The organism is Enterococcus sp. AZ078, assembly GCF_051714985.1.
Lineage (GTDB): Bacteria > Bacillota > Bacilli > Lactobacillales > Enterococcaceae > Enterococcus_B > Enterococcus_B hirae.
In genome coordinates this window covers 1,929,524-1,955,731 of sequence record NZ_JBIOSW010000001.1, presented here as the reverse complement: position 1 = coordinate 1,955,731, position 26,208 = coordinate 1,929,524, and the positions used below count along the sequence as shown (strand labels likewise).

Annotated in this window: 28 protein-coding genes, 1 other RNA gene and 2 pseudogenes; 26 read left to right on the top strand and 5 right to left on the bottom strand. The window is 35.9% G+C overall.

Annotated features, from left to right (window positions below; all coding sequences use genetic code 11):
• The first annotated feature begins 1 nt into the window (after position 1).
• The 21 genes and pseudogenes from IGJ18_RS09065 to IGJ18_RS08965 form a co-directional block, all read left to right on the top strand.
• Positions 2-400: a phage Gp19/Gp15/Gp42 family protein gene (locus IGJ18_RS09065; protein WP_251849187.1), complete on the top strand. Its 399-nt coding sequence runs from the start codon at positions 2-4 to the stop codon at positions 398-400.
• On the top strand, positions 387-725 hold the full coding sequence (locus tag IGJ18_RS09060; RefSeq protein ID WP_251849185.1) for a hypothetical protein: 339 nt from the start codon (positions 387-389) through the stop codon (positions 723-725). The genes IGJ18_RS09065 and IGJ18_RS09060 overlap by 14 nt, the downstream gene beginning before the upstream one ends.
• The gene (locus IGJ18_RS09055) at positions 718-954 is read left to right on the top strand and encodes a hypothetical protein (protein ID WP_251849183.1); all 237 of its coding nucleotides are present in this window, start codon (positions 718-720) and stop codon (positions 952-954) included. The genes IGJ18_RS09060 and IGJ18_RS09055 overlap by 8 nt, the downstream gene beginning before the upstream one ends.
• The gene (locus IGJ18_RS09050) at positions 955-1,290 is read left to right on the top strand and encodes a hypothetical protein (protein ID WP_251849179.1); all 336 of its coding nucleotides are present in this window, start codon (positions 955-957) and stop codon (positions 1,288-1,290) included.
• Between the two features lie 11 nt (positions 1,291-1,301).
• Positions 1,302-1,871, top strand: a complete 570-nt coding sequence (locus IGJ18_RS09045) for a hypothetical protein (RefSeq protein ID WP_016628294.1) — start codon at positions 1,302-1,304, stop codon at positions 1,869-1,871.
• 64 nt (positions 1,872-1,935) lie between these two features.
• Positions 1,936-2,211 carry a fibronectin type III domain-containing protein gene (locus tag IGJ18_RS09040; protein ID WP_438843230.1) on the top strand — a complete coding sequence of 92 codons (276 nt, stop codon included), beginning with the start codon at positions 1,936-1,938 and terminating at the stop codon, positions 2,209-2,211.
• A gap of 52 nt (positions 2,212-2,263) precedes the next feature.
• Positions 2,264-2,746 (top strand): immunoglobulin-like domain-containing protein, encoded by a 483-nt coding sequence (locus IGJ18_RS09035; protein ID WP_438843229.1) that lies wholly within the window; start codon positions 2,264-2,266, stop codon positions 2,744-2,746.
• Positions 2,747-2,748: 2 nt separating this feature from the next.
• Positions 2,749-3,009 (top strand): hypothetical protein, encoded by a 261-nt coding sequence (locus tag IGJ18_RS09030; RefSeq protein ID WP_438843228.1) that lies wholly within the window; start codon positions 2,749-2,751, stop codon positions 3,007-3,009.
• Positions 3,010-3,023: 14 nt separating this feature from the next.
• Positions 3,024-3,428, top strand: coding sequence for a DUF5361 domain-containing protein (locus IGJ18_RS09025; RefSeq protein ID WP_438843227.1), 405 nt, complete (start codon positions 3,024-3,026; stop codon positions 3,426-3,428).
• Positions 3,413-6,457, top strand: a complete 3,045-nt coding sequence (locus IGJ18_RS09020; RefSeq protein WP_438843226.1) for a hypothetical protein — start codon at positions 3,413-3,415, stop codon at positions 6,455-6,457. The genes IGJ18_RS09025 and IGJ18_RS09020 overlap by 16 nt, the downstream gene beginning before the upstream one ends.
• The gene (locus IGJ18_RS09015; protein WP_438843225.1) at positions 6,454-7,356 is read left to right on the top strand and encodes a distal tail protein Dit; all 903 of its coding nucleotides are present in this window, start codon (positions 6,454-6,456) and stop codon (positions 7,354-7,356) included. The genes IGJ18_RS09020 and IGJ18_RS09015 overlap by 4 nt, the downstream gene beginning before the upstream one ends.
• A 12-nt stretch (positions 7,357-7,368) precedes the next feature.
• On the top strand, positions 7,369-9,438 hold the full coding sequence (locus IGJ18_RS09010) for a phage tail protein (protein WP_438843223.1): 2,070 nt from the start codon (positions 7,369-7,371) through the stop codon (positions 9,436-9,438).
• Positions 9,438-9,614, top strand: coding sequence for a phosphoribosyl-ATP diphosphatase (locus IGJ18_RS09005; protein ID WP_251849170.1), 177 nt, complete (start codon positions 9,438-9,440; stop codon positions 9,612-9,614). Before IGJ18_RS09010 ends, IGJ18_RS09005 begins: the two co-directional genes overlap by 1 nt.
• A 1-nt stretch (position 9,615) precedes the next feature.
• A complete protein-coding gene (locus tag IGJ18_RS09000; protein ID WP_438843222.1) occupies positions 9,616-11,595 on the top strand; it encodes a hypothetical protein in 1,980 nt (659 codons plus the stop codon).
• On the top strand, positions 11,595-12,317 hold the full coding sequence (locus IGJ18_RS08995; protein WP_086317045.1) for a glycerophosphodiester phosphodiesterase: 723 nt from the start codon (positions 11,595-11,597) through the stop codon (positions 12,315-12,317). Before IGJ18_RS09000 ends, IGJ18_RS08995 begins: the two co-directional genes overlap by 1 nt.
• Positions 12,318-12,397: 80 nt before the next feature.
• The gene (locus tag IGJ18_RS08990; RefSeq protein ID WP_438843457.1) at positions 12,398-13,189 is read left to right on the top strand and encodes a glycerophosphodiester phosphodiesterase; all 792 of its coding nucleotides are present in this window, start codon (positions 12,398-12,400) and stop codon (positions 13,187-13,189) included.
• 53 nt (positions 13,190-13,242) lie between these two features.
• Complete coding sequence (locus IGJ18_RS08985; protein ID WP_010718827.1) at positions 13,243-13,464, top strand: hypothetical protein; 222 nt, start codon at positions 13,243-13,245, stop codon at positions 13,462-13,464.
• Positions 13,464-13,667: a phage holin gene (locus IGJ18_RS08980; RefSeq protein WP_010737854.1), complete on the top strand. Its 204-nt coding sequence runs from the start codon at positions 13,464-13,466 to the stop codon at positions 13,665-13,667. The genes IGJ18_RS08985 and IGJ18_RS08980 overlap by 1 nt, the downstream gene beginning before the upstream one ends.
• Positions 13,668-13,671: 4 nt before the next feature.
• Positions 13,672-14,934, top strand: a complete 1,263-nt coding sequence (locus IGJ18_RS08975; protein ID WP_438843221.1) for a LysM peptidoglycan-binding domain-containing protein — start codon at positions 13,672-13,674, stop codon at positions 14,932-14,934.
• A gap of 123 nt (positions 14,935-15,057) precedes the next feature.
• The gene (locus tag IGJ18_RS08970; RefSeq protein WP_438843220.1) at positions 15,058-15,537 is read left to right on the top strand and encodes a GNAT family N-acetyltransferase; all 480 of its coding nucleotides are present in this window, start codon (positions 15,058-15,060) and stop codon (positions 15,535-15,537) included.
• A gap of 54 nt (positions 15,538-15,591) precedes the next feature.
• A pseudogene (locus tag IGJ18_RS08965) lies at positions 15,592-15,887 on the top strand (hypothetical protein); the annotation flags it as partial.
• 122 nt (positions 15,888-16,009) lie between these two features.
• On the opposite strand, the gene ssrA reads toward IGJ18_RS08965, so the two are convergent.
• Both ssrA and IGJ18_RS08955 read right to left on the bottom strand, forming a co-directional pair.
• Positions 16,010-16,377, bottom strand: a transfer-messenger RNA (tmRNA) gene (gene ssrA, locus IGJ18_RS08960).
• Between the two features lie 281 nt (positions 16,378-16,658).
• Complete coding sequence (locus IGJ18_RS08955; RefSeq protein WP_010737850.1) at positions 16,659-17,432, bottom strand: Cof-type HAD-IIB family hydrolase; 774 nt, start codon at positions 17,430-17,432, stop codon at positions 16,659-16,661.
• 142 nt (positions 17,433-17,574) lie between these two features.
• On the opposite strand from IGJ18_RS08955, the pseudogene IGJ18_RS08950 reads away from it, so the two are divergent.
• The 3 genes and pseudogenes from IGJ18_RS08950 to IGJ18_RS08940 all read left to right on the top strand — a co-directional run bounded on the left by IGJ18_RS08950 (position 17,575) and on the right by IGJ18_RS08940 (position 20,065).
• Positions 17,575-17,932: pseudogene (locus IGJ18_RS08950) on the top strand (SdpI family protein).
• Entirely contained in the window at positions 17,907-18,623 is a 717-nt protein-coding gene (locus IGJ18_RS08945) for a winged helix-turn-helix domain-containing protein (RefSeq protein ID WP_438843219.1), read from the top strand. The pseudogene IGJ18_RS08950 and the gene IGJ18_RS08945 overlap by 26 nt, the downstream one beginning before the upstream one ends.
• Positions 18,623-20,065, top strand: a complete 1,443-nt coding sequence (locus tag IGJ18_RS08940) for an ATP-binding protein (protein WP_438843218.1) — start codon at positions 18,623-18,625, stop codon at positions 20,063-20,065. Before IGJ18_RS08945 ends, IGJ18_RS08940 begins: the two co-directional genes overlap by 1 nt.
• A 274-nt stretch (positions 20,066-20,339) precedes the next feature.
• Here IGJ18_RS08940 and IGJ18_RS08935 read toward each other — a convergent pair whose 3' ends face one another.
• The 3 genes from IGJ18_RS08935 to IGJ18_RS08925 form a co-directional block, all read right to left on the bottom strand.
• Positions 20,340-20,846 (bottom strand): hypothetical protein, encoded by a 507-nt coding sequence (locus IGJ18_RS08935; protein WP_010718415.1) that lies wholly within the window; start codon positions 20,844-20,846, stop codon positions 20,340-20,342.
• Positions 20,833-21,561 (bottom strand): hypothetical protein, encoded by a 729-nt coding sequence (locus IGJ18_RS08930; protein WP_438843217.1) that lies wholly within the window; start codon positions 21,559-21,561, stop codon positions 20,833-20,835. Before IGJ18_RS08930 ends, IGJ18_RS08935 begins: the two co-directional genes overlap by 14 nt.
• A gap of 328 nt (positions 21,562-21,889) precedes the next feature.
• Positions 21,890-24,031 (bottom strand): LTA synthase family protein, encoded by a 2,142-nt coding sequence (locus IGJ18_RS08925; protein WP_010718413.1) that lies wholly within the window; start codon positions 24,029-24,031, stop codon positions 21,890-21,892.
• A 229-nt stretch (positions 24,032-24,260) separates the two neighbouring features.
• Here IGJ18_RS08925 and IGJ18_RS08920 point away from each other — a divergent pair, with 229 nt between their 5' ends.
• Together IGJ18_RS08920 and aroD are read left to right on the top strand one after the other, a co-directional pair.
• Positions 24,261-25,433: a class I SAM-dependent rRNA methyltransferase gene (locus IGJ18_RS08920; protein ID WP_010718412.1), complete on the top strand. Its 1,173-nt coding sequence runs from the start codon at positions 24,261-24,263 to the stop codon at positions 25,431-25,433.
• 13 nt (positions 25,434-25,446) lie between these two features.
• A complete protein-coding gene (gene aroD / locus IGJ18_RS08915; RefSeq protein WP_438843216.1) occupies positions 25,447-26,196 on the top strand; it encodes a type I 3-dehydroquinate dehydratase in 750 nt (249 codons plus the stop codon).
• The last annotated feature ends 12 nt before the right edge of the window (positions 26,197-26,208 follow it).

Below are 26,208 nucleotides of genomic sequence, written 5' to 3'. Positions count from 1 at the left end.
GATGCAGCCTTTTGCAACGATTGATGATTTGGAAAAGCTATGGCGTAAATTAAAGCCTGATGAAACAGAACGTGCTAAGCAACTACTTATTATTGTTTCTGACTCGTTACGTGAAGAAGCCGGACGAGTGGGTAAAGACTTAGATAAGATGATCAAAGAAAAGCCACCTTATTTCACAAATGTAGTGAAGTCAGTGACGGTTGATATCGTTGCGCGAACACTTATGACGTCAACTGATCAGGAGCCAATGACTCAAACAACAGAAAGTGCATTGGGCTATTCCTGGTCAGGATCATACCTGGTTCCTGGTGGTGGCTTGTTTATCAAGAATACTGAATTAAGTCGTCTAGGGCTACGTCGTCAACGTTATGGGGTGATTGATTTTTATGGCCAAGATTAAAGGAATTACCGTTATTCTTGTCGATAAAATCCAAACAGGAAAAGATCCATTCGGAAATCCTATTTTTGAAGATAAAGAAATCGAAATTGAAAATATTCTGATAAGCCCTACATCGTCTGATGATATTGTGAACCAATTGACGCTGACCGGTAAAAAAGCCGTATATACGTTGGCTATTCCTAAAAGTGATACACATGATTGGGAAGATAAGGAGGTCAAATTCTTTGGCCAACGATGGCGTGTATTTGGAATTCCTCTCGAAGGGATTGAAGAACTCATTCCGCTTGATTGGAATAAGAAAGTGATGGTGGAACGTTATGGCTAAAAATAAATTCAAGCTCAATTATTCCGGAGTCGGACAATTATTGAAATCGGCTGAAATGCAAGATGTATTGACTGAAAAGGCAACAGCCATTAAGAATCGCGCGGGAGAAGGATACGCACAAGATGTTTATGTCGGGAAAACTCGTGCAAATGCGATGGTCTATGCTGACTCCTATAAAGCTAAAAGAGACAATATGAAAAATAATACCTTATTGAAGGCGGTGCGTTAAATGATTGAGATCATTATTAAGCAATATCTCGATAGTCATTTATCTGTATCGTCTTTTTTAGAACAAACAGGGAAGATGCCAGATAGTTATATTTTGTTTGAAAAAACAGGAAGCTCAAAACGTAATTATCTTTCATCGGCCACCTTTGCTTTTCAAAGTTATGCGGGATCGATGTACGATGCTGCGAAGCTAAATGAAGAACTGAAAGAGGTAGTTGAAAATATGATTGAACTTGATGAGATTAGCAATGTTCAATTAAACAGTGACTACAATTTTACCGATACGACAACTAAAGAATACCGATATCAAGCAGTCTTTGATATCAACCATTATTAGGAGGGAATCAGATGTCAAAAACAGAAAATGTATCAACAGCAAAACCAAAGATTGGTGGTGCAATTTATTCGGCACCACTAGGAACAACTTTGCCGACTGATGCAGTAACCGAATTAGACGATGCTTTTAAAAGTTTGGGTTATATATCAGAAGATGGATTAACAAACAACAATACACCCGAAACAGACACAATCAAAGCTTGGGGCGGCGATACAGTCGACGTTGTGCAAAGTGAAAAAGCTGATACTTTTGGTTATACGTTGATTGAAGCGTTAAACGTGGAAGTATTGAAAGAAGTATATGGTCCGAATAATGTATCTGGTAGTCTAGATACAATGATCACGATTAAAGCTAACGCTACGTTATTAGAAGCGCATTGCTTAGTTGTAGATATGGTGTTGAAAGCGGGTGTTTTGAAACGTATTGTTATCCCGAATGCGACAGTTTCAGAAATTGGCGAAATCAGTTATGCCGATGAGGACGCAATTGGTTACGAAACTACTTTAACCGCTATGCCAGATGAAAATGGAGATACTCATAAAGAATATATCCAAAAACCTAAATCAACACCTGCGCCCTAAAGCTCCCGGAGGCGTCCAAGGTACACTAAATGAAGATGGATCAATTAGTATATCTTGGAATGCTGTGGATGGGGCACAGGCTTACGTGATTCATTATGGCAATGCCAATGAATCAGATCCACATGATGCCACAATGATGGGGTATTCAGAAACACCCTCATGGACGTTAGAAACTAAGGATGTTCCATCATTGGTTTCTACAGATAAAATTTATCTGTATGTTCAAACGTTCAATAAAAAAGGTACAGGGGCAAATGATATCGAAAAGGCAGCATATCTAAACGAACATGCTTTGGGATCTGCATGGTCTGAGCCAGTGATATTGACAAAAACTCCCTGATGCGCCCCAAAACCTGGCATTCAAGTATGACACAGATAAAAAACAAGTCACTGTGTCGGCTGATTGTCCGGCAGGGGCGACTTCAGCAAAAGCATACAAAGATCATGTCGATTCTGGCGCAGCTTATATTGTTGACGGAAAAATTACGAAGACTTTTAGTGACATTGAAGATGGCGTAACACATATTTATGGTTTGAGCGCCATATATGGTGATGGAGAGTCAGAAACCACAGAAAAAGAGTATACGGCTATTATCGAAGCTAAAATCTTAACTGTGGATGAATATGTTCCTGGAACAAGTACATGGGTTACTGGTACTTATCAAGGGACATTAGCAAAAAAAGTTGGCATATACTTCAATGGTGAAAAGATTTATGCTGTACCAATGGCCCAAGAAGAGAGACCAAAATTTAAATATTACAGAAAAGGAATACTAGCAACCGATACTGTAAAAGTTTGGCTAGCAACTGCAGACGATAAAAAACTAGATCAAGCAGATGTGCCAATTAAACAAGATGAAAAATTGGAGGAATAACAATGATTATTACAGGTAAAACAAAATCTGGTTTTAGTTATCAAATTCAAAAAGAACAAGTTGAAAATTATGAATTTATCGAAGCGGTTGGAGAAATAGATGAAAACCCAACAAAGCTACCTAAAGTTTTACAAATGTTGTTTGGTAAGAAACAGACAGAAAAATTAAAAGAACATTTGCGTACAGAAGATGGATTCGTCCCTACACAAAAAATGATTGAAGAATTTTCAGAAGTACTAAATAACCCTAAATTAAAAAACTAGTTATCCTTGCCAGAATGATTAAAATCGATGAAGAAGCTTTGATTTGTGACTTAGCAGAGACTTATCAAATTTATGAATACAAACAGCTACCAGTATGCAAGGTGGCTGTTTTTTCTTGTGGTTTAAAAGAGGATTCTAGAATCAAGTTGAAAATGAGTAATCAACTAGTTTCTTTTGAAACCATGCTGTTAGCGGGTATCTATGATCGATTGAGCCTATTGCTCTGGAGTAAAACAAAAGATGCAGAGAAGGGCAAAAATATGCCGAAAGCAGTTTCTGATGAATTGGATCTCAGCCCTAGAAAAACAAAACAAGCTGATACATCTTTATTCAATTCTAGCGAGGATTTTGAACAAAGGAGAAAAGAATTAATTAAACAGATTGAATATGGAGGTGAAGGGCAATGGCAACAGAACTAGGGCAAGCATATGTACAAATTATTCCATCAGCCAAAGGAATTAGTGGAGCGATTAAAAGCCAACTTGATCCCGAAGCATCATCAGCTGGTATAAGTGCTGGTAGCACGTTAGGAAGTAAGTTTGTATCCATTGTGAAAGGTGTCATTGCCACCGCCGCTATTGGCAAAGTTTTCTCAATGTCTCTTACAGAAGGCGCTGATCTCCAGCAATCACTTGGCGGTATTGAAACACTGTTTAAGGGTAGTGCAGATAAAGTGAAGAAGTATGCAGATGAAGCCTATAAAACATCTGGTTTGTCTGCTAATGCCTATATGGAAAATGTGACTAGCTTTAGTGCTAGCCTATTACAATCGGTTGGTGGAGATACTGAGAAAGCCGCTGATGTCGCAAATATGGCCATGATTGACATGTCTGATAACGCCAATAAAATGGGTACAAGTATGAGCGATATTCAAAATGCTTATCAAGGATTTGCTAAGCAGAATTACACCATGTTAGACAACTTGAAGCTAGGTTATGGCGGTACAAAGGAAGAGATGCAACGACTGTTATCTGATGCCGAAAAACTCACAGGCGTTAAATATGACATAAATAATCTAAGCGATGTTTACAATGCGATTCATGCTATTCAAGAAAATCTAGATATTACTGGTACGACGGCAAAAGAAGCTGCTGAAACATTTAGTGGATCTTTTGCAGCGATGAAAGCCTCTCTTTCTAATGTTTTAGGTAAAATGGCGCTTGGGCAAGATATAAAACCAGCACTAAATCAATTAGCAGAAACTACTTCAACTTTTCTTTTTGGAAACTTTATTCCGATGGTAGGTAATATTTTGAAAGCTTTGCCTGGTGCGATCGTCACATTTGTCAAAGCAGCAATTCCACAAGTGAAGGCGGCATTTGGTGAACTTTTGTCTTCAATTAGTGATAATTTTCCTATTCTTGGAGAATTATTTGAATTTATTAGCAAGAATGCTCAAGCATTCAAACTATTTGCTTCAGTAATTTTGGGAGCCATCGCAGGGTTTATGTCTTTTAAAGCAGTAATAGGTATTTTTAATTCTGTAAAAACAGCCATAACGGGTGTGAAGACAGCATTTACTGCTATGAAAATTGCGTTACTTGCTAATCCATTTGGATTGGTTTTAGCAGCAGTTGGGGCTCTAGCAGCAGGTTTGATATATCTATATAAAACCAATGAAAATGTCCGAAATAGCATAAATAATTTAATTGGCAAAGCAAAAGAAATGGTTAGCAACTTTGTTAAATCGCAATCAGTATCAAAACTTTTTGCAGATGGACTGAAACTTATTTCAAGTATTGGAGATAAAGTTGCTTCTATTATCGGGAATATCGGGAAAAACGCTACAAATTCAGCAAGTTCTATAGATTGGTTTGGTATAGCGTTTAAAACAATTAAAGCTGTTATTTTAGCTCTGTTAGGACCAATTGGATTGGTGATAAAAGCCTTTGAATTAATTGCTAAAACTTTAGGTGGCGGTGATATTGGAAAAGGGATAGACACCATCATGGATTCTTTTTCTGGTTTAGCTGACGGTATCAAAACATATGGTCCGCAACTTGGTTCGAATTTCGGTACAGCTTTAGAGGGTATTTTAACAGCCATAGGCGCAGCTTTGCCGGGTATTATTTCTGGTGGATTGGCGGTAATTGGTGGATTTATCACAGGAATTGCGCAAGGCCTACCACAGCTTTCATTAGCCGTAGCTCAATTGATAGGGGCTTTCACTAGCTCACTATTATTATTAATACCAACAATTGTCCAATCCGCTACTTCAATTATTACAGCATTTTTAGGAGCATTGACGATAGCTCTTCCTCAAATTGTGGTTGCAGGAGCTAGTCTGATTAATGCTTTGCTACAAGGGATCACACAGCAATTACCGATGATCGTTGGTAATGTGGCAGTTCTAATCACCACATGGTTAACTTCCTTAAATGCGTATTTACCAATGATATTACAAGCAGGATTTAATTTGTTGAGTACATTTCTACAGGGAATCGCCGATAATATAGGACAAATCACGCAACAGGCATTAAATATCATTTTGAATTTTGCACAAGTGATCGCACAAAATATGCCGACAATTGTGAATACAGCCGTTAATTTAATGGTGAATTTTACGAATACGTTAGCTTCTAAAATGCCAGATATCATCAGTGCTGCCGCTACACTAATTGTGAGTTTTGTTAACGGAATCGCAAATAATTTAGGTCAGATCATTAACGCTGCTGTTAATTTAATCGTGAAATTTTTGGAAGGAATAGCCAATAGAATTCCAGATATTGTGAATGCAGCGATGGATTTAGTTGATGCAATGGTACGTGGAGTTGTGCAAGCACAAGGAAGATTGATGGATACTGCTATTGCTATGATCAATGGATTTGCAGACAATATCCGAAATAGGCAAGATGATATTCGGAATGCAGCATTAAACCTACTTGACGCAATAATTGGTGTATTTGTCCCGGATTCTTTGATGCAGGCTGGTAGTGCTATTATTGATGGTTTCTTGGATGGCTTGAAATCTGGTTTTGAAAGTGTGAAGAATTTCGTTGGCGGAATAGCTGAATGGATTAAAGAGCATAAAGGTCCTATTAGTTATGATAAGAAATTATTGATTCCTGCCGGGAATGCTATTATGGATGGCTTAAATGAAGGATTGACTAGTCAATTTGCAAATGTTAAAAAGCAAGTCATATCAATGGCGGACGAAATACAAGACATTATTTCAAATGGGATAGATGCAAGTTTACTCACCGATGATTCTTGGAATCCACAATTGAGCAATGCAACAGCGATAGTCAGCGCTCAAAATGTTGCTACGAAGAAAATGGCTAGTGAAACATCGCCTCAAACAGAAACATCTATTTATAATCGAGGACTTTTCGAAGGAGCTATTTTCAACGTACGAGAAGAATCTGATATTGAAAAAATTGCTGAAGAACTATTCAAATTGCAGCAAAAGAAAAATACCAGCAAAGGGATTAGAGGTGTCTTTGCATGACAATCAACAATAAAAAACTTCCTAAAAGAGCCATGAATATCAATGGCTCTTTTTTGGAAGACTTGATTCCAGGTTATCAGACTTTAGATGTTGAAGGACGAGAACTTTTTGAAACGACCAATGAATATGCACAACTAGGTATCCGTGATGGCAAACGTCATATTTATAATCGTATTCCTTCAAGAAAACTAGTGATTAAGTATTATTTGAAAGCAGAAGATCCATCTTCGTTCAGAGATAAGTTCAATAAATTAAACGTAGCATTGTTTACTGAAAATGAGGTTTCTATATGGTTCAATGATGAACCCGAAATGATTTTCAAAGGGACCAAAGCAAGTATTGATGAAGTTGATTCTGCTTATTATTGGGCGACTGGTAGTTTTACCATTATATGTGGTGATCCTTACAAATATACGAAGTCAGATGCTACAAGTGTAACGTGGGGATCAAAAACAATTACTTTTCAATCAAATTATTTATTAGGAAATACCGGATCGGGTGCTGTCTTGATGCCAATTGTTTTTGAAGGTGGTGCTTACTGGGGATCTGATATTATCACATGGCAGCACCAGGGCTATCTGATGGGGGATGATGGGAAGGATGTTCAACCTTACGAGATCTATCCTACAGTGGAGGGGTTGAAAGTTAAACCAACCATTGTAGTTGAAGGTATGGGAAGAGGAATTCAAATTAGAACGCGTAAAGATACTATTGATTTGGGAGATTTTGATAATTCAATTATCGAAGTTGACACACAGACTTTTAATATAGTAAAAGATGGAAAACCAATGATTCGGCCGATGAATGACTTCTATATTTATCCCAATGAACCATTATATGTCTCTGGAAAAGATGGAGATTTCGAGTTGACTATCAAATATTCAAACCGTTACTTATAGGAGGCTGATTACTTGTTAATGACAATGAATCTTAGTCGTGAGTATACAGCAATCTTAGAGAATGCTCATGATGTGAGTTATGAAAAAATAGAAAATGAGATTGGATCAATTGAATTTACAATGCCGCTTTATGACACAAAAAATTCTATGATACAAGCATTGCAGTATGTAGAATTAACAGACAACGAAAATGAATACATTGGTTTGTATCGTATTATGCCATCAACTATCCAAAAAGATCCAACTAATTATTCTATCAAATATACTGCAATGCATGTCATAGGGACGCTACTTGATAGTGTCCTTTTTGGTTACCATGAGTTAGTCAACAGAACAACTACTGATGTGATTAACTATGTACTGAATCAGCAGAAAACAAAACATTGGATTCTAAAAAAATGTGAGTTCACTCGTTATTTCAGCTATGCATGGGAAAATGAAAATGGATTGGCTGATGCATTGTTTTCTATACCAAAGGCCTTTGATGAGGACTATATGTGGTCATGGAACACACAAGTTTATCCATTTGAGTTATCTCTTGTAAAGCCATCAACAGATCCTGTTTGTCGCATACAAGAAGGCTATAATATGGAAGGTTTTGAAATTGAGACCGATCCGAACAATTTAGTCAATCGAGTATATCCACTAGGTGCCGGAGAAGGAGTCAATCAATTAAACATCAAATCAGTCAATAATAATGTTCCTTACGTTGAAGATGCTGAATCAATCAAAAAATACGGGTTGATTGAGTACGTTTGGGTAGATCAGCGTTTTACGATTGCTCAAGCATTGAAAGACAATGCGATTAGCATGCTAAAAAAATGGTCCATTCCCAAAGTATCATGGAAAGTTTCTGCTGCTGATTTAATTAAATTGACAGATACACCTTTAGAAATCGATAAATTACGACAAGGCACAGTCGTAATGATCAATACAAATGAATATGGATCATTTAATTTGAGAATAAAAAAAGAAAGTAAATCGGATGTTTTTGGTGCTCCACAATCTATCCAATTGGAACTAGGAAATTTGAAAGATGATATCAACACCACCATGTCCGATCTTAGTCGTAGGCAGCAAATAAATGAAACCTACAGTCAAGGAGCAACGAATATTTTGAACTATTCATATCAGGACAATTGCGAATCTTCTTATCCTGCAGAGATTGAGTTCTATCTAGATGATGATGTTTTTCATGTGAATACCGTCGAATTAACTTTCAAAACAAAACGTTACCGAGGTTATACAAAAGCGGTAAAAGGCGGCGGCGCTAAAACGATAACTAGCGAAGCGGGTGGACAATCGACACAAACAAGTTCGGCAGGTGGTGGTAGTCGCCAAACAAGTAGTGCAGGTGGAGGTTCAGTTCAATCTACTACAGCAGGGGGTGGCGGAGTAACTACTTCTGGTTCTGGTGGTGGTTCTTATCAAGGTTCTTCAACAAGTGTAGGTGGCGGGTCGACTCAAACATCTAGTGCTAATGGTACACACAGGCACATGATGTTTGAATCTGTAAATGGCTCGGGACCTATTCAAACGACAAGATATAAAGCTTATGGTAGTAGCCTTTTACAAATGGAAGGATCAGCAGGAAAAATATATACAGCAGAAGCTTCTACCAACCATACTCATACTGTAAGTATTCCAAATCATTCGCATAATTTTACAATCAATGTACCGGCACACACGCATAATGTTTCTATACCAAGTCATGCTCATAACGTTAATATCCCCAATCACACACATAGTGTTAATATTCCAAATCATACACATACAGTAAAAATTCCATCGCATAAACACAATGTGGTGCTTCCAGAGCATACTCATCCGCTTGAATGGGGGATTTTCCAAGCAAATGACTCGGCATCAAGTGTAGATATCATTGTGGACGGTAAGACGATTCCGCACCATGAAACAAGTCAGAATAGACTTAACTTAGTCGATTATTTGAAAAAAACAAGTAGTGGAAAAATTCAACGAGGAAGTCACAAGATACAAATTAAACCTAATAAATTAGCACGTATTGAAGCACAAGTTACATGTCGTGTCTTTATTCAATCACAATTAGGAGGTCAATTTTAATGGTAATTAAAGTAAAGAAAATTAACGGTGAAGAATTTACCGCAGAAGTGAATCAAAATATTTCTGATATTTATAAAGAACTAACTAATAATCTAGATAGTTCTTTTATTCTATTAGGTGAAAGAATTGAACAAAAGGTGGCAATTGAATCAATTTTCGAAGAAGCAGGTGATTAAAATGGCTGTTGAACATATCCAAGAAACAGATACCCTTAATAAAGGTCGTATTAAGATTAACGAAGCCATTGATTTAGCAAATAACTCATCCTCCAAAGTAGATCAATTTGAAATTGATCTAACGCAAGGAATTAAAGATGCTAAAAAAATAGCAACAGATGCTGGTAATGAAGCAAAATCAATTGCGGGGACAGCTGGAGCAGAAGCTAAGCAAACTGCTTCTACGGCTGCAAATGATGCTAAGAAAATAGCGACAGATGCTGGTAATGAAGCAAAATCAATTGCTGAATCGGCAGGAACAGAAGCAAATAAAAAAGCAGATCAAGCGATTGCTGACTCAAAAACAGCAGTAGAAAATTCTAATCAAGCAATTGGGAGAGCAAACCAAAATAAACAAGAATTTGATTCTCTCAGAAATGAGTTTGATGATTTAGTTGCACAAGCTGGAGATAGTAATCCGGAAATTGTTCAAGCACGTACTGATACGCAAGGCATTAGACAAAGTACTTTACAAAATCGTTTGACCGCAGATTTTAATACACGGTTAACAAATGCAGATGCAATTCAATTATTTAGCGGACCAGTAAATGTCCCAAAAATGATGGATTTAGCTGGAAAAGTAGCAGGTAATATTGAAGTAAATCCACATTCTGTTTATACGGATTATACAGCTACAAGTTTAAAAAAACCGACGGCAAATTGGGCTGAAATCACTCAAGAAAACTATAACAAGTTAGTAGGACGTGATGACCAAGGTGTTTCAGTCGGTTCGAGCCAAGGGAGTGTAATTCCTCAACAATTGAGTAAGTTCGATACGGTAAAAGCTATTGAACAACTAGCTCCCCGGATTTTTGAAGGGATGAGTGTCTCTGAAAAAGTAAAATTTATTAAAGATAATTTTATTTCTTTTTCAGTTACGACACGAGCAAAAGCTAGTTCCCCAAACAATAAAAATTTGAAAGTTGGGGTATTTATTGAATCAACTGACTCATACACTACAAAAATTCAGGGGGATGCTGCAAATTTTACAGACTTTACTACTGAGGTCAATGATAGTAATTTTATTGATTCTAATGGTTTTATTCATGTACTTTCTTACTCAGATAGTTCGAATGGAGTGACCGCCTCTAATATCAATACAGATTATATTGGAGTGCAGTTAATGGTATCATTGAATCCATTAACTGTTTTAAACAAATCAGGGTTTGCTAATGAGGATGATTTAGCATTGAAAGCTAATGAGACTGATTTAGCAGCTCATACGAATAATAAAGCGAATCCTCATAATGTCACTGCTGAACAAGTTGGTGCATACTCTGTTGAAGTAGCAGACGGAACTTTTGTAAATAAAACAACTGCAGAAGAAACTTATGCTAAAAAAACAGAAATGACCAAAGAAATAATAGGTCTTGGAAATGTTGATAATTTTAGCACTGCGACTCAAACAGAAGCAGAAACGGGTGAAGTATCAAATAAATTTATGACGCCGCAAAGAACATCTCAAATGATTACAAAACGGATTGCTACAGATGCAGAAGTAATAGCTGGAACAGATTTAAACAAGTTAGTTACACCAAAATCATTGGATGTTTATTACCAAGACAGAACGAAAGTTGCGGTGGCTAGCTATGGTACTGAAGACGTTACTTTGACAGCCAAAGAGGAGCTTAGTGAAGCAAGTTGGAGATATAGGCGCATCGGAGATATTGTAGAATTTTATGGTAGATTTAAATTAAAAAGAGCTACAGACATTGTTAATGTTCACGAACTTCCTATAGGATTTAGATTAAGTACTGATTTTGATGATACTTCTTGGAATGTACCTTTAAGTATACAAAAAGCAGCTAATCCAACATCGTATGTAGCAGGTGCGTTTGTTGAACGGCAAGGAACAAATTTACTAAGAGTGGGTGGAAATTCATCGGGGAACCATTATGTGTCGGGGCGGTGGTATACTGATGACCCTTTCCCGACTGGCTGATGGTTGAAAATTTACGACTGTCAGCCCATAGAGGTGCACATAATTTTGCTCCTGAAAATACTATAGAGGCATATAAAATAGCAATTGATTTAAAATATGGAGCAATTGAGTTAGATCCACGAGCGAGTTCTGACGGCGAATTATTTATTATGCATGATGATACTGTCGATAGAACGACAAATGGAAATGGATATATTGCTAATATGAATTCGGAACAAATTCGTCAATTGGAAATTGACACTTCAAATTATCCAGAATATAAAAACAAGATATTAAGGGTGCCTACATTTGAAGAGTCTGTAAAAATAATTTCCACAGGAAATGTAATACTGAATGTGGATGGATCAAAGATAGACTTTTCAAATACAGTAATTACTAAGAAAATGATTAATATTCTAAAAAAATATGAAATGTATCAAAATACATTTTTTGTTATTTCGAATACATCCCAAAGATATGCGTTTAATCAGAGTTATCCAGACGCTGCTTTATCTTGGTTATTAACGGATTCTAGCAGAATTGATAATGCTATAACAGAAGTAAAAAGTTACCATAAAGCACTACTCTCTATTCCTTTAAATATAGTTACAGATGATATTTTAGAAAAACTGAGAAATACAAATATTTATTATCAAATATATAATGTGAACACTAAAACAGATTTAGATCACCTTCTTATAAAGAAAACACCTATGATAGAAACCGATATATTATTACCCTAGTCTTTTTTGTGTCTTTTTAATTTGATATACTTATTTTTGAGGTGATTCCGAAAGTGAGAAAAATATCAAAGATATTAATTATGTTTTCCATTGTTTTAACTGGATGTGTTTACTCATCCAGTAGCTTATTGAACCATAAAGAAACTTACCTAGTAGCCCATAGAGGTGCACATATAGTTGCTCCTGAGAATACAGTTGAAGCTATGAGAGAAGCAAAGTCACTTGGCTATAATGCAGTAGAAGTTGATGTAAGAACTAGTAAAGATGGAGTGAATTTCTTGATGCACGATGACACTCTTGATAGGACAACAAACGGAGAAGGACAACCAGAAAGGTTTACAATCAAACAGCTTAAAGAATTGTCGATAGATACTTCAAATTATCCAAAATATAAAGATAAAAAAGTTAATATACCAACTTTTGACGAAGCAATTAAAGAAATAAGTAAAGACAAATTAATTGTTAATGTGGATGGATCAAAGGGAGATTGGAATGACGATAAATTTGTTAGATCAATTGTAAATACATTAAAAAAATACAATGTATATGATCGTTCTTTTTTTGTCCTTACAAATAAAAAAATTAGAGATAAGGTAGTAAAGAATCATCCTGATTGTACGGTTTCATGGTTATATGATTCAAAAAATAACATTGATGATGATATACAACAAGTTAAGCAATACAATAAAGCTTTGCTATCAGTATCAAATAACTTAGCAACAAACCAAGTAATTGAAAAATTAAATAAATCTGGAATTATGTATCAGATTTATGGTGTTAATGATGCTGAAAGGTTTAAAAAGTTAAAATCATTAGAGGTACCTATAGTAGAGACAGATACAATCAATCCGAATAAAATACAGAATAATTAGTATAGAAGTGCACTCCAAAGAGTGCGCTTTTTTTGTTGGAAAGTTGGTGAACTATGAGTATTGATGCGATTATTTCTGCTTTAAGTATTGCAGGAACGTTAGTTGGTACGTTTGCAGGCATTGTTTTTTCAAATAAACTGACCATTTATCGAATTGAGCAATTGGAGAAAAAAGTTGAGAAGCATAACCATATTGTTGAACGTACTTTTCTATTAGAAGGACGGATGAATGAAGCAGAACACGATATTCAGGAAATGAAAGGAGGCGAGAAGTAATGATTTTACCCGATAAATATTATCAAATTATTAAATGGACAGTACTTACGGTATTGCCTGCTTTATCTGTATTAGTAGCCACATTAGGCAAAGCATATGGATGGAATGAAACTGATATGACAGTATTAACTATCAATGCTATAGCAACATTTTTAGGAGTAATTACAGGGGTATCAGCTTACAACTTAAAAGATAAGGAGTAAACGAATGAAAAAGAAAATTTTAGTAGGAGCTCTCGTAGCTCTTTTTTTGTTTCCTATAAATGTTTTTGCCGCCAAAGGCGATCAGGGTGTGGATTGGGCGATTTATCAAGGAGATCAAGGGCGTTTTGGTTATGCTCATGATAAATTTGCTATTGCTCAAATTGGCGGGTATAACTCTAATGGCATTTACGAGCAGCGCACATACAAAACACAAGTAGCAAGTGCTATTGCGCAAGGAAAACGAGCACATACCTATATCTGGTATGACACCTATGGAAACATGGATATCGCTAAACAGATAATGGATTATTTCTTGCCTAAGATTCAAACACCTAAAGGCTCGATTGTAGCTTTAGATTTTGAACATGGAGCGATCAATGACAAGAAAGTCAATACTGATACAATTCTTTATGGGATGCGTAGAATAAAAGAAGTTGGGTACACACCAATGTACTATTCTTATAAGCCTTTCACGCTTCAATATGTCGATTATCAACGAATTCTAAAAGAATTCCCTAATTCTCTATGGATTGCGGCATATGCGTCTAATTTTGTGACGAATACTCCAAATTATAACTACTTCCCAACAATGGATGGAGTGGCAATTTGGCAATTTACTTCGAACTATATTGCAGGAGGATTGGATGGAAATGTCGATTTAACAGGAATCACTGATAATGGTTATACTAACTCAGATAAGCCACAAACAGAAACGCCAGCAATCAATGCAGGAGAAGAAACAAGCGAAACACCAAAATCAGAAATCAAGGTTGGCGATACGGTTAAGGTGAACTTCTCAGCTAATCAATGGACGACTGGTGAAACAATCCCACAATGGGTAAAAGGTGAAAGCTACAAGGTTCAACAAGTTAATGGGAATAAAATCTTGCTTGCTGATATTCTTTCTTGGATCGACAAATCTAATGTAGAACTTTTGCCAGATTCTACGACAGTTGTAGAACAACCATCAGTTGCTCAAACTCATGTCGTTCAATACGGCGAAACTTTATCTTCAATCGCTACAAGATATAGCACCACATATCAAGCTTTAGCATCACTAAATGGATTAAGTAATCCAAACATGATTTATCCTGGTCAAGTTCTGAAAGTCAATGGATCGGTAACAGGTAATATTTACACTGTTCAATATGGTGATAATTTATCAAGTATTTCAGCTAAGCTTGGCACGACTTATCAAGAGTTAGCACAACACAACGGGTTAGCTAATCCTAACTTGATTTATCCAGGACAAACGTTAAACTATTAAGAAATAAGTAAAAGACCTACTTTTCTTTGTGAGAAGTAGGTCTTTTTTTGTTTTGATATTATAATATATAATGTATAAAGATAATTAGTACTTTATTCAAAATAAGATGGGTGATAATGATTGATGTTAACAAAAGAAATAATCGAAAATTTTGGATTTCCAGAATCTTTGAAAGGAATGGATTTAGTTTATTCTTTTGACGATGAATTAGGTGATGAAGCAGTTATAGGAAGGAAATGTCATTGCGAAAAGACAAGTGCAAAATTCTTCCTATACAATCCTCAAAATCACGATACTGTTTTTACTATGGACTTTGGAATAAAACAGGGTCGAGATAGAAATCCATGTGGCGGACCGATTATCAATGAACAACATGTATATATTTTTTATATTAAAACTAATGCAAATTATAGAAAAATGGGCATTGCTTCGTACTATATCAATAAAGTAGTAGAATTTACTAAAAATTATGGTATGGGTATTGTTGCTTTAGATGTTGCGCCAAGTACAAGCGATACTAAAAATGTAATAGGGGACAAAAATGAACTACAGGCATTTTATGAAAAATTCTCAAATGAAACTGTAAAAATTATTTGTTTATAAGAAAAAACTATCGCTACTATCGCTTATAAGCGATAGTTTTTTTATCTACTTGAATTGAAATGGCCCACAGCTTTTCCGTTGAGTGAGTTAATAGAAGTAATAAAAAATACAGACGAATACAACGATTAAAACATTGAGCGTTTGCCATAGCAATCCCAAAAGCAAATAGAATATTTTTTAGATCATTCTATTAAGCAAAACAAAGTGCTAGAAATCCAATCAAATCGTTAGAAGAATATGACCGAGTGAAACCACATGTTTTCAGTTTATTTCGTAGAATGGTGGAATTTGATGTTGTATTGATTGGTGAACAAGAAGTCGATTTTTACGATATAAGACATATTAAAATAATCAGAATGCAAAATTAATGCAAAAACTTTTGCATTTCTCTACATTTCTCTCCTTGACTAAAATAAAAAAACGTTGATTTAACAACGTTTTTCTTATCTGTTTGTTTGTCTCAACAATACATATATGGAGACGGCGGGAGTCGAACCCGCGTCCAAACACATCGCCACTTAAAAATCTACGTTCATAGTCAACTCATTTGTGGTTTCGCTTTACAGCTTGCCGAGTGACAGGCATTCTGTATCGCTAGTCTGATGATCTCTTTAACAACTTACAGACGGAAAGTTGTCACGTATCCCACTAAATTTGAGACCCTTACTCGAGCACATGGGCGATGCCGAGAGGATCTACGCTAACTGTTTTTAGGCAGCTAAAGCGTAAGAGTTGTTTTCGTTTTTAGCAGTTATATTTAACTGTAACGTTTTAACGTAGACGTAACCTACGAAACGCAATTCAAGCTCAAACTGTGCCTGTCGAATCCGTAACGTCCCCGTTATAAACAAGGGTTACGTGTATTTTTCATACAATTTATATTATAGCACAAAATTGAATTTTTTCAATGAGAAACGATCACGGAAAAAGCGAATCGTCCGAAGTATCAAGAGATGATTCTCAATAGCTAATACTATAAAAAATCATCTCTCAGTTACTCGGAAATATACATCGTATCTAGTTAAAAAGCTTTCAACATTCACCTGATATTGGCTAGATGAATCACCTTTCTACTAGCTATCATCCTTATCAGCAGAATTTCATCGTTTTTCGATTAAAAATCAAATCAAGTCAAAATGTTTGAGCGCATGAACGATTCCGCCCTCAGTGTTTTTCTTTGTAATAAAAGTGGATAGTTCTTTGAGATCATTATAAGCATTGCCCATCGCGATCTTGTTGTCGCATGCTTCTAACAGTGCAAAGTCATTTGGTCCATCACCAAATCCAAATGTAGGCACATCAACAAGGTTTAATTCTTGTTTTAAACGTTTCACTCCTGCACCTTTCGAGATTCCTTTTTTGACCGTGTCAATCGAGTAAGGACCATTTCGATAAAAAGTCAGATCAGGAAATTGTTCATGATAATATTCATCCCCAGATTGAGAGAGGATAAGTAACATATTGATTGGATGATCCAAATAAGCTTGCGGATTGATTTCTGGTACATTTGAATGGATAAAGTTATAGGCATCAATCATCGTTTGTGTGTGTGCGGTACACCAAATATGTTGATGGTTATAAAATGAGAGCTGGTGCCCTTGTATTTGGACATGTTCGAGCATCTTTTGACAGTCTTCAGTTGCGATTATTTCAGAATGAACTTCTTGACCATCCACGCTGATGTAAGAACCATTCATCGTAACTGCAGAGGAAATACCAGCATCTGACATGATATGTTTGATTTCAGCTTCAGTTCGTCCAGTTGCTATGACTGGCAGGACGTTATTTGCCTGTAGTGCTTGCATTGCTTCGGCCACTTCTGGTGTGATTTTTGATTGAGCATCTAACAGTGTTCCATCAAGATCAAAAAAAGTAATTGCACGATAATTTGACACAAAAAAAACCCCTTTTTTATTCGATTACCCCTATCTTAACAAAGAATGAACAAAAGACAAACCTTTCGTGAAGAATTACCGAATATATTGGTTCAAGTTAATTTTTAGAGTATACTAGAAAGAGAGATTTAGGAGGGATTATATGATTTTTTTAGTTGTCGGAGTATTTTTGACTATCCTAGGTTGCTTGTTTCTTTTTATCCCTTCTAAAGGGAATCTGCCTTTTTATGGTTACCACTCACCGCGAGCCACAAAATCCGATGTTCACTGGCGGTTAGCACAAAAAACAAGTGGAAAATATTTTTTTATTTTCGGTTTATTGATGGCCTTGATCGGCTATTTACTAAAATTAACTGGACAGACAAACTATTTTATAATCGAGATGTTGGTTTTAGTTTTTCCAATTATGCCGATTTTTATCTTAACTGAAAAAAAATTACAAGAACTCGATGATAGTATTGGAGGAAATAAAAAATGAATATTTTAATGATAGAAGATAATCAATCCGTATCTGAAATGATGCAGATGTTTTTTTTGAATGAAGGATGGGAAGCAACTTTTAAATATGACGGAAAAGAAGGTCTAGATGCTTTTTTAGAAAGACCGAATTACTGGGACATGATCACTTTAGACCTGAACTTGCCAACGATGGATGGTATGCTTGTTGGAAGAGAAATTCGGAAAGTCTCTAGTACAGTTCCGATCATTATGTTAACAGCTCGTGATTCTGAAAGTGACCAGGTTATTGGATTAGAGATGGGCGCAGATGACTATGTGACCAAACCTTTTAGCCCACTAACTTTGATTGCCCGAATGAAAGCTTTACACCGTCGTAGTGAATTGGTAGAGGTAAAAGAAGACACAAACAACTCGGACGATCACTTCGATATCGAAACAGATCACTTTAAGATGAATACAAAAACACGTGAAGCTTATTTAAATAAAACACCAATCGAAGGTTTGACACCGAAAGAGTTTGATCTATTATTTACACTAGCTAAAAAACCACGTCAAGTATTTTCTCGGGAACAATTACTGGAATTAGTGTGGGATTATCAATACTTTGGTGATGAACGAACGGTTGATGCGCATATCAAAAAGCTTCGACAAAAAATCGAAAAGGTTGGACCACAAGTCATTCAAACGGTTTGGGGCGTAGGTTATAAATTTGATGATTCTGGTGTGGCCTAATGCGCTATCTTTACCAGCAGTTATTAGCCTTTTGCGGAATGATTGCGATGATCATTTTGATCGTAGGTGTTTCTTTTACGCAACTGACTAAGCAAACCATTGAAGAAAATAATTACCAACAACTTTTTGGCTATGCAGAATCTGTCGAGAAGACAACACAGACATACACAGACACGTTTCCTCAATTAAGCCAAGATCAAGCGTTTCAAAATGCATTATTATTAACGGAACAAGTCTTATCAGAACAAAATGTCAATTTTATTTTTATCGATAAGAACGAACGGGTCATTTATCCTACTGATAATGTGGTATTGAACTTTACGATTAAAGCGGAACAATGGGATAATCTGCGTCATGGAAGACAAGTAAAATTTACCTCCAACAAAAATATACTAGGACAAAATCAAGCGACGTCTTATGCCTTAGTACCTTTTAATTTAAATCATGAATTTTATGGTGGCTTGGTTGTTAGTCAACCGGCTAAAAATATCGATAATAGTGTTCGATCGGTCACATTGAATCTGTTTAAAGGTTTTATTTTTTCAAGTATTGTTGCTATACTAGCGAGTTATGCGTTTGCTGCTTTTCAGGTTAAAAGGATCAATCGTTTACGTAATGCAACGAAAGAAGTCACTAATGGGAATTTTGATGTCCAATTGCCAGTTCATGATAAAGATGAATTTGATGAATTAGCGGATGACTTCAACAAAATGACGAATTCTTTAAAAGAATCTCAGGCTGAAATCGAAGAGCAAGAAAACCGCCGAAGACAATTTATGGCAGATGCTTCTCATGAAATGCGTACGCCGCTAACCACAATCAACGGGTTACTTGAAGGTCTAAAATATAATGCAATTCCTGAAGACCAAAGAGAAAATGCGATCAACTTGATGAAAAATGAAACAGAACGACTGATACGCTTAGTTAACGAAAATCTAGACTATGAAAAAATCAGAACCAATCAAATCAGTATGGTTATTAAAAGATTCAATGGTACAGAAACATTGAAAAATATTGTGGCACAGCTTGAAACAAAAGCAGAAGCTGCAGGGAATGTTTTAGTTTTACAAGCAGAAGACGATGTGGAAGTGTATGCAGACTATGACCGATTTGTGCAAATCATGGTGAATATCATCCAAAATGCGATTCAATTTACAGAAAATGGAACGATCACGATCTCTTTAGAAAAAGGTTATCTAGAAACGATTATCCGAATTAAGGATACAGGTATCGGAATGACTGAACAACAAATGAAGAGTATTTGGGACCGTTATTATAAAGTTGATCCCTCAAGAAAGAATACAAAATACGGGGAATCAGGTCTAGGACTTCCAATCGTTCAACAGTTAGTTCGGCTTCATAAAGGAAAGCTGGAAGTAGAAAGCGAATTGGGGACAGGAACAACATTTACAGTTAATTTACCAGATGTAGAAATAAAATAAACAAAGAGACTGATCCAAAAATTGGTTCAGTCTCTTTTAGTATCTCTAAAAACGAATAAACGGCGTTCAAGAAGCAATTCCTCAACAATAAGCGCTTCTTTCACAGCCTCTTGCTAAACGGCGTTCAAGAAACAACTCCTCAACAATTAAGAGAGGAGCTAAATAGTGTTCAAAGAGCTGATCTTCGGCAATAAGGATGAAACTCTCAAAACATAGGAAGCTGTGAGTTTCATCCTTATTACATAGGTCGAGTTGCTCTTTCCACGACCTCTTTTTATCGTTCATCATAGATTTGGTCGACATACTGACTATGAGCAATGGTTTCATCATGAGTCAGTAATAGAATGGCGATTTTTTTGTTTTTGACTAGATAATCAAATAGATCAAGAATTTCTTGTGCTTCAATTACTTTAAGTTCATCCAGCACTTCTTCAATGATGAGTTTGTCTTTTTTAGCAAGTAACGCATGCAACAATTGAAGTTTGATTTTATCAAAAAGAGAGAGTTGATCAGGTTCTCTGTTAAGAAGTGCTGGATCAATCTTGAGCATTTCTTGAAAAGATAAACGTTCTTTTTTATTTTCAGATAAATTCAGTAGTACTTGATCTTTGGTTTTTAAATAAGGGAAGAGAGGCCAATCTTTTTGGACGATAAGTAATTGTTTGGGACTCGATACAATCGCTTGCTCTTTTAGCGCTGTTAATAGTTCTTCTTGTTTTGCTTTTGGGCAAAGAATAACAGCTAATTCTCCTAAAGACATTATTGGCTTACATGTATTCATGAAAGATCACCTTACCTTTTTTTAAACGTTGATAGAAAATCGTAAATTGTAAGAGACTAATGCATAGACTGATGGAGATAAGAAAGCCAACCGTTTGTAGGAAACTCTTAAACATATCAAAGAAAAAAGCATCGTTTACAAAATCAATTTTAAAAAAAGTTTGTTGATCCATCGGTATGGCTAATGGTCGAGTAGTCGATATAAGTGAATGGGTGTCAGGTAATTCAAATAATCTTAGACTCCAAAAATTAAGATGTTGTAACAGTGCTTGATAAATGTTTTGAAAAAGCACAATTCCAATAAATAAGAGTGTGCAACAGATCAGTAATGGTAAGATCATTTGCCAGATGATCAAAAGAAAAATTCTAGTTTTCGATAAACCAGCTAAACGCCAGTTGATCAATTCACGTTGGTCTTGTTTTAATGTTCGCTGAAAGAAAAAGATAAATGCGCCAACAAACAAGAACAGTAACAACAAGATCAGCTCGACATAAAATTGTTTCACTGATAGAAAAGACGGAAAGTGTACTTTTAAGGACGTCGTGTCCAAGAAACTAAGACGATCTTCAATTTGTGCATAAAGTGTTGATTGTAAATGATATAAGTTACACACAAGCATCAATAAAAAAGCAGTAACACTTGTAAATAAGCAACTAAAGAGTGTCTGTTTTTTATAATAACGCATTCTTGCAACTGAATAGCGGAGTATTCTCATCACTTTCACCTCATTTTAAATTATAGAAAATGAATATGAATAAAGTATGAAATTCATATAGTAAAATCAGGAAATCCCTATTTTTTAATAAACGAAAATGACGATAAATCAACTGTTCCGCTATATTTTGTGAATAAAATCCAATGTTCATGGATGGTTCTAATACGTGAATTTAAGCTCTATTTTCTAGAAAAACGCCAGAGTAACTCAAATTAAAGTGCATGAAAAAAGCTAAGAATTAACGAGAAACAAGAATTGGTTTTCGTCAATCTTAGCTTTTATAATCATTACTTCTATGGGCACGTAATCCTTTTGAAAGAAAGGCTAGCTATTTATCAGATTCAGAAGAAGGAACTGAATCACTCGTCTGTGTCCCATTTATTTGTTGGTAAGTTTTGGTTTCATATAGATCTTTTGTTGATTGGTTATTGTTTTGACTAAAGACACTTGTTGATTTGTCACCTAGTTCTTTTTCTTTTTCAAGCAACTGTTTCATGCCGTTTTTGTAATCAAATTGACTTGCTTCAATTGGGTCTAACCCAGTATCTGTAGAAAAGCGGAGTAAGTCACCATTGTTGATTTGATCAGAAACAGCTAGCTGTTTATTCGCTTTTTCTTTCAATGCATCAATCTCATTTTGAACTTCTTGAGTCGGTTCTGTAATGGCTTGTCCAGTTTTGTTATCGTAAATCGTTCCACCATAATAAGTGTATTTAGGAGTAATAAAATCACCATCACGGAAAGTAACAAGTTGATCATGTTGCTTAGAAAAGAGATCTTGTCCTAGCTGATTGTAATTTTTGGTATCTACTCCTAACAGATGGAGTAGAGTAGGTAATGCATCCACTTGTCCGCCATAGGTATGATTGATTCCACCGTTTGTTTGTCCAGGCAGATGGATCATGTAGGGAACTCGTTGCATTTGTGCATTGTCAAAGTTGGTCCATGTATCACTTGTTTTACCCACTAGTTCCGCTAACGATTTATTTCTAGAGTTAGAAATTCCGTAGTGATCACCATAAAGGACGATGACAGAATTATCATAAAGACCACTAGCTTTCAAATAGTTGAAAAATTCTTCAACTGCTGTATCGAGATAATTCGCTGTTGCAAAGTATCCGTTGATCGTTTCATCATTTGTCGTAGCTAGCGGGAAGCCTGCTTCTTCGTTTGTAAACTTAGAATAAGGATAATGATTAGATACCGCAATAAATTTAGAATAAAAAGGTTGTTGTAAATGTTCTAAATATTGTACTGATTGTTGGAAGAACGGTTTATCATGCAATCCATATTGGAATGAATTGTCGTCATTGACATCATAATAAGAAGCATCAAAGAAATAGTTGTAACCTAATTTTTTATAGGTCTCATTACGATTCCAGAATGTACCAGCGTTACCATGGAAGGCGGCACTCGTATAACCTTGTGTCTGACTCAAAATATCAGGAGCAGCTTGGAAGGTATTCTTTCCACCTAATTGAGTGAATAACGATCCTTGATTTAAACCAAATAGTGAATTTTCAAATAAGGTTTCAGCATCACTGGTTTTACCTGCTTTAACTTGATGGAAGAAATTGTCAAAGCTAAATGTACTGTTACTATGATATAAACTATTCAGAAATGGCGTTACTTCATGTTCTACACCATTGGCATCTTTTAGTTTATAGTCGATCAAGAATTGTTGGAAACTTTCTAAATGGATATAAATCACATTTTTTCCTTTAGCAATACCAAATGTTTCATCATTTGGTTCAGCATAGTGATCTTTGATATAACTTTCTACTTCTTTCAGATCATTAGGACTTGCTTCTGCTCGTACTTGGTTCGTTTGGTAAGTCTGGATACCATCATAGACGGTAAACGCATTGATACCTAAATATTTGACTAAATAATCTCTAGAAAAAGTACGAGTCAATAATTCTGGGCGATCGGCTTCTGCTAAAAATAAATTTCCAGAAAAAATCATGACTGACAAAGTCGAGATCGCAAAAGCCATTCGTGCGCGAATCGGTTGTGGATCCATTTTGATTTTTTTGGTTATCAATAATGCAGCGACAATGATAAAGTCGATCCAATAAAGGACGTCATACGGTCTAAATAAGCGAATAGCACTTTCTCCAAGCCCGCTAGCTACTTTTCCTGCCCCCAAGATGGTATTGATCGTAATAAAATCCGTAAACTCACGATAATAAGTTACGTTGGAGAACACCAGTAAAGTCAATAGGAAATAAATGACCATCATTGTAATATAAGACGCTTTCGTCCGTCTCACATATAACGCAATCCCCATTAACAACAACGTGGTAGCGATCGGATTGATAAACAGTATAAAGTATTGTATGCCACTTTCGATGCCTAAATTGAAATCAAACAAATAGGCAAAAATTGTTTTTAGCCAAAGTAAAACAGCTAATAAAGAAAAAAATCCGAGCCTTTTATTCAAAAAGGCGGGTGTTTTTATTCGTCTCAATGTAATCTCCCTTTCCCCACTCTTCTCATTTACAGAGTGTTATGAAGTTATGATTGCTCAAACTACATATTCCATCCTATTTTACTAGTACGCAAATCCAGTGTCAATCGAAACCAAACGCTTACACTGGTGATTAAGGATTTCTTATTCTTTTGTGAACGCTAGCACTAAGACAGCCTGCTTAATATTTGGTATACTGATTAATGATAAAGGTAAAGTAGGTGAGTCAATGAAAGTACAAATTAAGAAAAAAGCAGGAAATCGTATCAAGAACGGTTATCCATTGATTCAAAAGGAAGATTTGGTCCAGTCGTACAATGAAACCACGCAGTGGATCGAATTGGTTGATCAACAAGATAATTTCTTAGCTAAGGGCTATTTAGGTAAACAAAACAAAGGAATCGGTTGGGTTTTGAGTCAACAAAATGAAACGTTTGACCAGGCATTTTTTGAGAAAAAGTTTTCTGAAGCTAAAGCTAAAAGACAAGCTTTTTTCATAGATGAACAAACAACAGCATTTCGTTTATTTAACGGAGAAGGGGATGGCATCGGTGGTCTGATCATTGATTATTATGAACACTATGCAGTATTTTCTTGGTATAATGAAACTCTTTATACTTACCGCCATTTGCTCTTCTCAGCGTTTCAACAAGTTTATCCTGAGATAAAGGGTGCTTACGAAAAAATCCGTTTTGAAACAAATGAATTTCCTGAAAGTCAGTATGTTTATGGAGAAACAGCTCCTGAACCTTTAATCATCAAAGAAAATGGCGTCTCTTACGCCACTTATTTGAATGAAGGGCTGATGACAGGCATCTTTTTAGATCAAAAAGAAGTCAGAGGAGCTTTGATCGATGGACTTGGTCTAGGAAAGTCTGTTTTGAATATGTTTAGCTATACTGGGGCTTTTTCAGTTGCGGCAGCAATGGGTGGTGCTTTGGAGACCACTAGTGTTGACCTAGCAAAGCGAAGTTTGAAAAAAACACAGGAACAATTTGAAATCAACGGTTTGGATCTTCAGACACAAAAAATCATTGTGATGGATGTTTTTGCCTATTTTAAATATGCTAAAAGAAAGCAGCTGACTTATGATCTCATTGTGCTTGACCCTCCAAGTTTTGCGAGAAACAAAAAGAAAGTGTTCCGAGTAGCCAAAGATTATGGCGAATTGGTTAAAGATAGCTTGGCTATTTTATCGGACGAGGGAACGCTTATCGCTTCAACGAACGCAGCTAACGTGAGTACCGATCAGTTCAAAAAAATGATCGAAAATGAACTAATGCTAGCCAATGTTGAATATGAAGAAACCACTCGTTTTCGATTACCACAAGATTTCCAAACCATTGAAGCCTTTCCAGAAGGGAATTATTTAAAAGTATTTATCTATCAAATTAGGAAATAAGGGGGGAGGACAGATGGTGCAAGTGAAAGGACTAAACTTAGGAAAAGGACATCCTAAAATTTGTGCGCCAATGATCGGAGACACTCGTGAAGAACTTTTGCGAGAAGCAATTTTAGCCAAAGAAGCTGGTGCTGATTTAGTGGAGTGGCGAATTGATTATTATGAAGATGTCTTTCAATATGAAAAAGTCACAGAAACGTTGGTACTGATCCATGAGATGCTCGACGGGTTACCGGTGCTTTTCACTTTTAGAACAATAGCAGAAGGTGGCAAACGAGATATAACGATCCGAGCATATCACGAGTTGTACCTACAGATGATCCGCTCTGGTTTAGTCGATATGGTTGATTTAGAATTAGACAAAATTGAAAGCCTTGAAAAAGAGTTGTTAGCAGAAATCAAACAGCGCAACATCCCGATGATTATCAGCAGTCATAATTTTAAAGAGACCCCAGCTGATCCAGTCTTATTGTATCAATTGAATATGATGGAACATCTTGGTGCAGATATCGGTAAAATAGCGGTAATGCCCCATAACGAACGAGATGTTTTACGTTTGATGGAGCTAACGAGACGGGCAGAAGCGTTTGTGTCCATGCCTCTGATTACAATGTCAATGGGACAGCTCGGAATGATTTCGCGCTTATCGGGAAATTTGACTGGTTCGGTCATGACCTTTGGTGCGTTAACCTCTGAAAAAGCATCAGCACCTGGACAAATCACTGTAAAGGAACTAAAATCAATAATCAAATTATTAAATTGAAACAATCTAATT

Excerpts from the sequence above, each read along its gene's own strand:
- IGJ18_RS09005 (WP_251849170.1), top strand. The coding sequence starts at position 9,438 with ATGGTAATTAAAGTAAAGAAAATTAACGGTGAAGAATTTACCGCAGAA.
- IGJ18_RS08985 (WP_010718827.1), top strand. The coding sequence starts at position 13,243 with ATGAGTATTGATGCGATTATTTCTGCTTTAAGTATTGCAGGAACGTTA.
- aroD (WP_438843216.1), top strand. The coding sequence starts at position 25,447 with ATGGTGCAAGTGAAAGGACTAAACTTAGGAAAAGGACATCCTAAAATT.
- IGJ18_RS09055 (WP_251849183.1), top strand. The coding sequence starts at position 718 with ATGGCTAAAAATAAATTCAAGCTCAATTATTCCGGAGTCGGACAATTA.
- IGJ18_RS09020 (WP_438843226.1), top strand. The coding sequence starts at position 3,413 with ATGGCAACAGAACTAGGGCAAGCATATGTACAAATTATTCCATCAGCC.
- IGJ18_RS08920 (WP_010718412.1), top strand. The coding sequence starts at position 24,261 with ATGAAAGTACAAATTAAGAAAAAAGCAGGAAATCGTATCAAGAACGGT.
- IGJ18_RS09065 (WP_251849187.1), top strand. The coding sequence starts at position 2 with ATGCAGCCTTTTGCAACGATTGATGATTTGGAAAAGCTATGGCGTAAA.
- IGJ18_RS08975 (WP_438843221.1), top strand. The coding sequence starts at position 13,672 with ATGAAAAAGAAAATTTTAGTAGGAGCTCTCGTAGCTCTTTTTTTGTTT.
- IGJ18_RS08940 (WP_438843218.1), top strand. The coding sequence starts at position 18,623 with ATGCGCTATCTTTACCAGCAGTTATTAGCCTTTTGCGGAATGATTGCG.
- IGJ18_RS08945 (WP_438843219.1), top strand. The coding sequence starts at position 17,907 with ATGAATATTTTAATGATAGAAGATAATCAATCCGTATCTGAAATGATG.
- IGJ18_RS08980 (WP_010737854.1), top strand. The coding sequence starts at position 13,464 with ATGATTTTACCCGATAAATATTATCAAATTATTAAATGGACAGTACTT.
- IGJ18_RS09050 (WP_251849179.1), top strand. The coding sequence starts at position 955 with ATGATTGAGATCATTATTAAGCAATATCTCGATAGTCATTTATCTGTA.
- IGJ18_RS08990 (WP_438843457.1), top strand. The coding sequence starts at position 12,398 with ATGTTTTCCATTGTTTTAACTGGATGTGTTTACTCATCCAGTAGCTTA.
- IGJ18_RS09060 (WP_251849185.1), top strand. The coding sequence starts at position 387 with ATGGCCAAGATTAAAGGAATTACCGTTATTCTTGTCGATAAAATCCAA.
- IGJ18_RS08970 (WP_438843220.1), top strand. The coding sequence starts at position 15,058 with ATGTTAACAAAAGAAATAATCGAAAATTTTGGATTTCCAGAATCTTTG.
- IGJ18_RS09030 (WP_438843228.1), top strand. The coding sequence starts at position 2,749 with ATGATTATTACAGGTAAAACAAAATCTGGTTTTAGTTATCAAATTCAA.
- IGJ18_RS09025 (WP_438843227.1), top strand. The coding sequence starts at position 3,024 with ATGATTAAAATCGATGAAGAAGCTTTGATTTGTGACTTAGCAGAGACT.
- IGJ18_RS08935 (WP_010718415.1), bottom strand. The coding sequence starts at position 20,846 with ATGAATACATGTAAGCCAATAATGTCTTTAGGAGAATTAGCTGTTATT.
- IGJ18_RS09015 (WP_438843225.1), top strand. The coding sequence starts at position 6,454 with ATGACAATCAACAATAAAAAACTTCCTAAAAGAGCCATGAATATCAAT.
- IGJ18_RS08930 (WP_438843217.1), bottom strand. The coding sequence starts at position 21,561 with ATGAGAATACTCCGCTATTCAGTTGCAAGAATGCGTTATTATAAAAAA.
- IGJ18_RS08995 (WP_086317045.1), top strand. The coding sequence starts at position 11,595 with ATGGTTGAAAATTTACGACTGTCAGCCCATAGAGGTGCACATAATTTT.
- IGJ18_RS09000 (WP_438843222.1), top strand. The coding sequence starts at position 9,616 with ATGGCTGTTGAACATATCCAAGAAACAGATACCCTTAATAAAGGTCGT.
- IGJ18_RS09045 (WP_016628294.1), top strand. The coding sequence starts at position 1,302 with ATGTCAAAAACAGAAAATGTATCAACAGCAAAACCAAAGATTGGTGGT.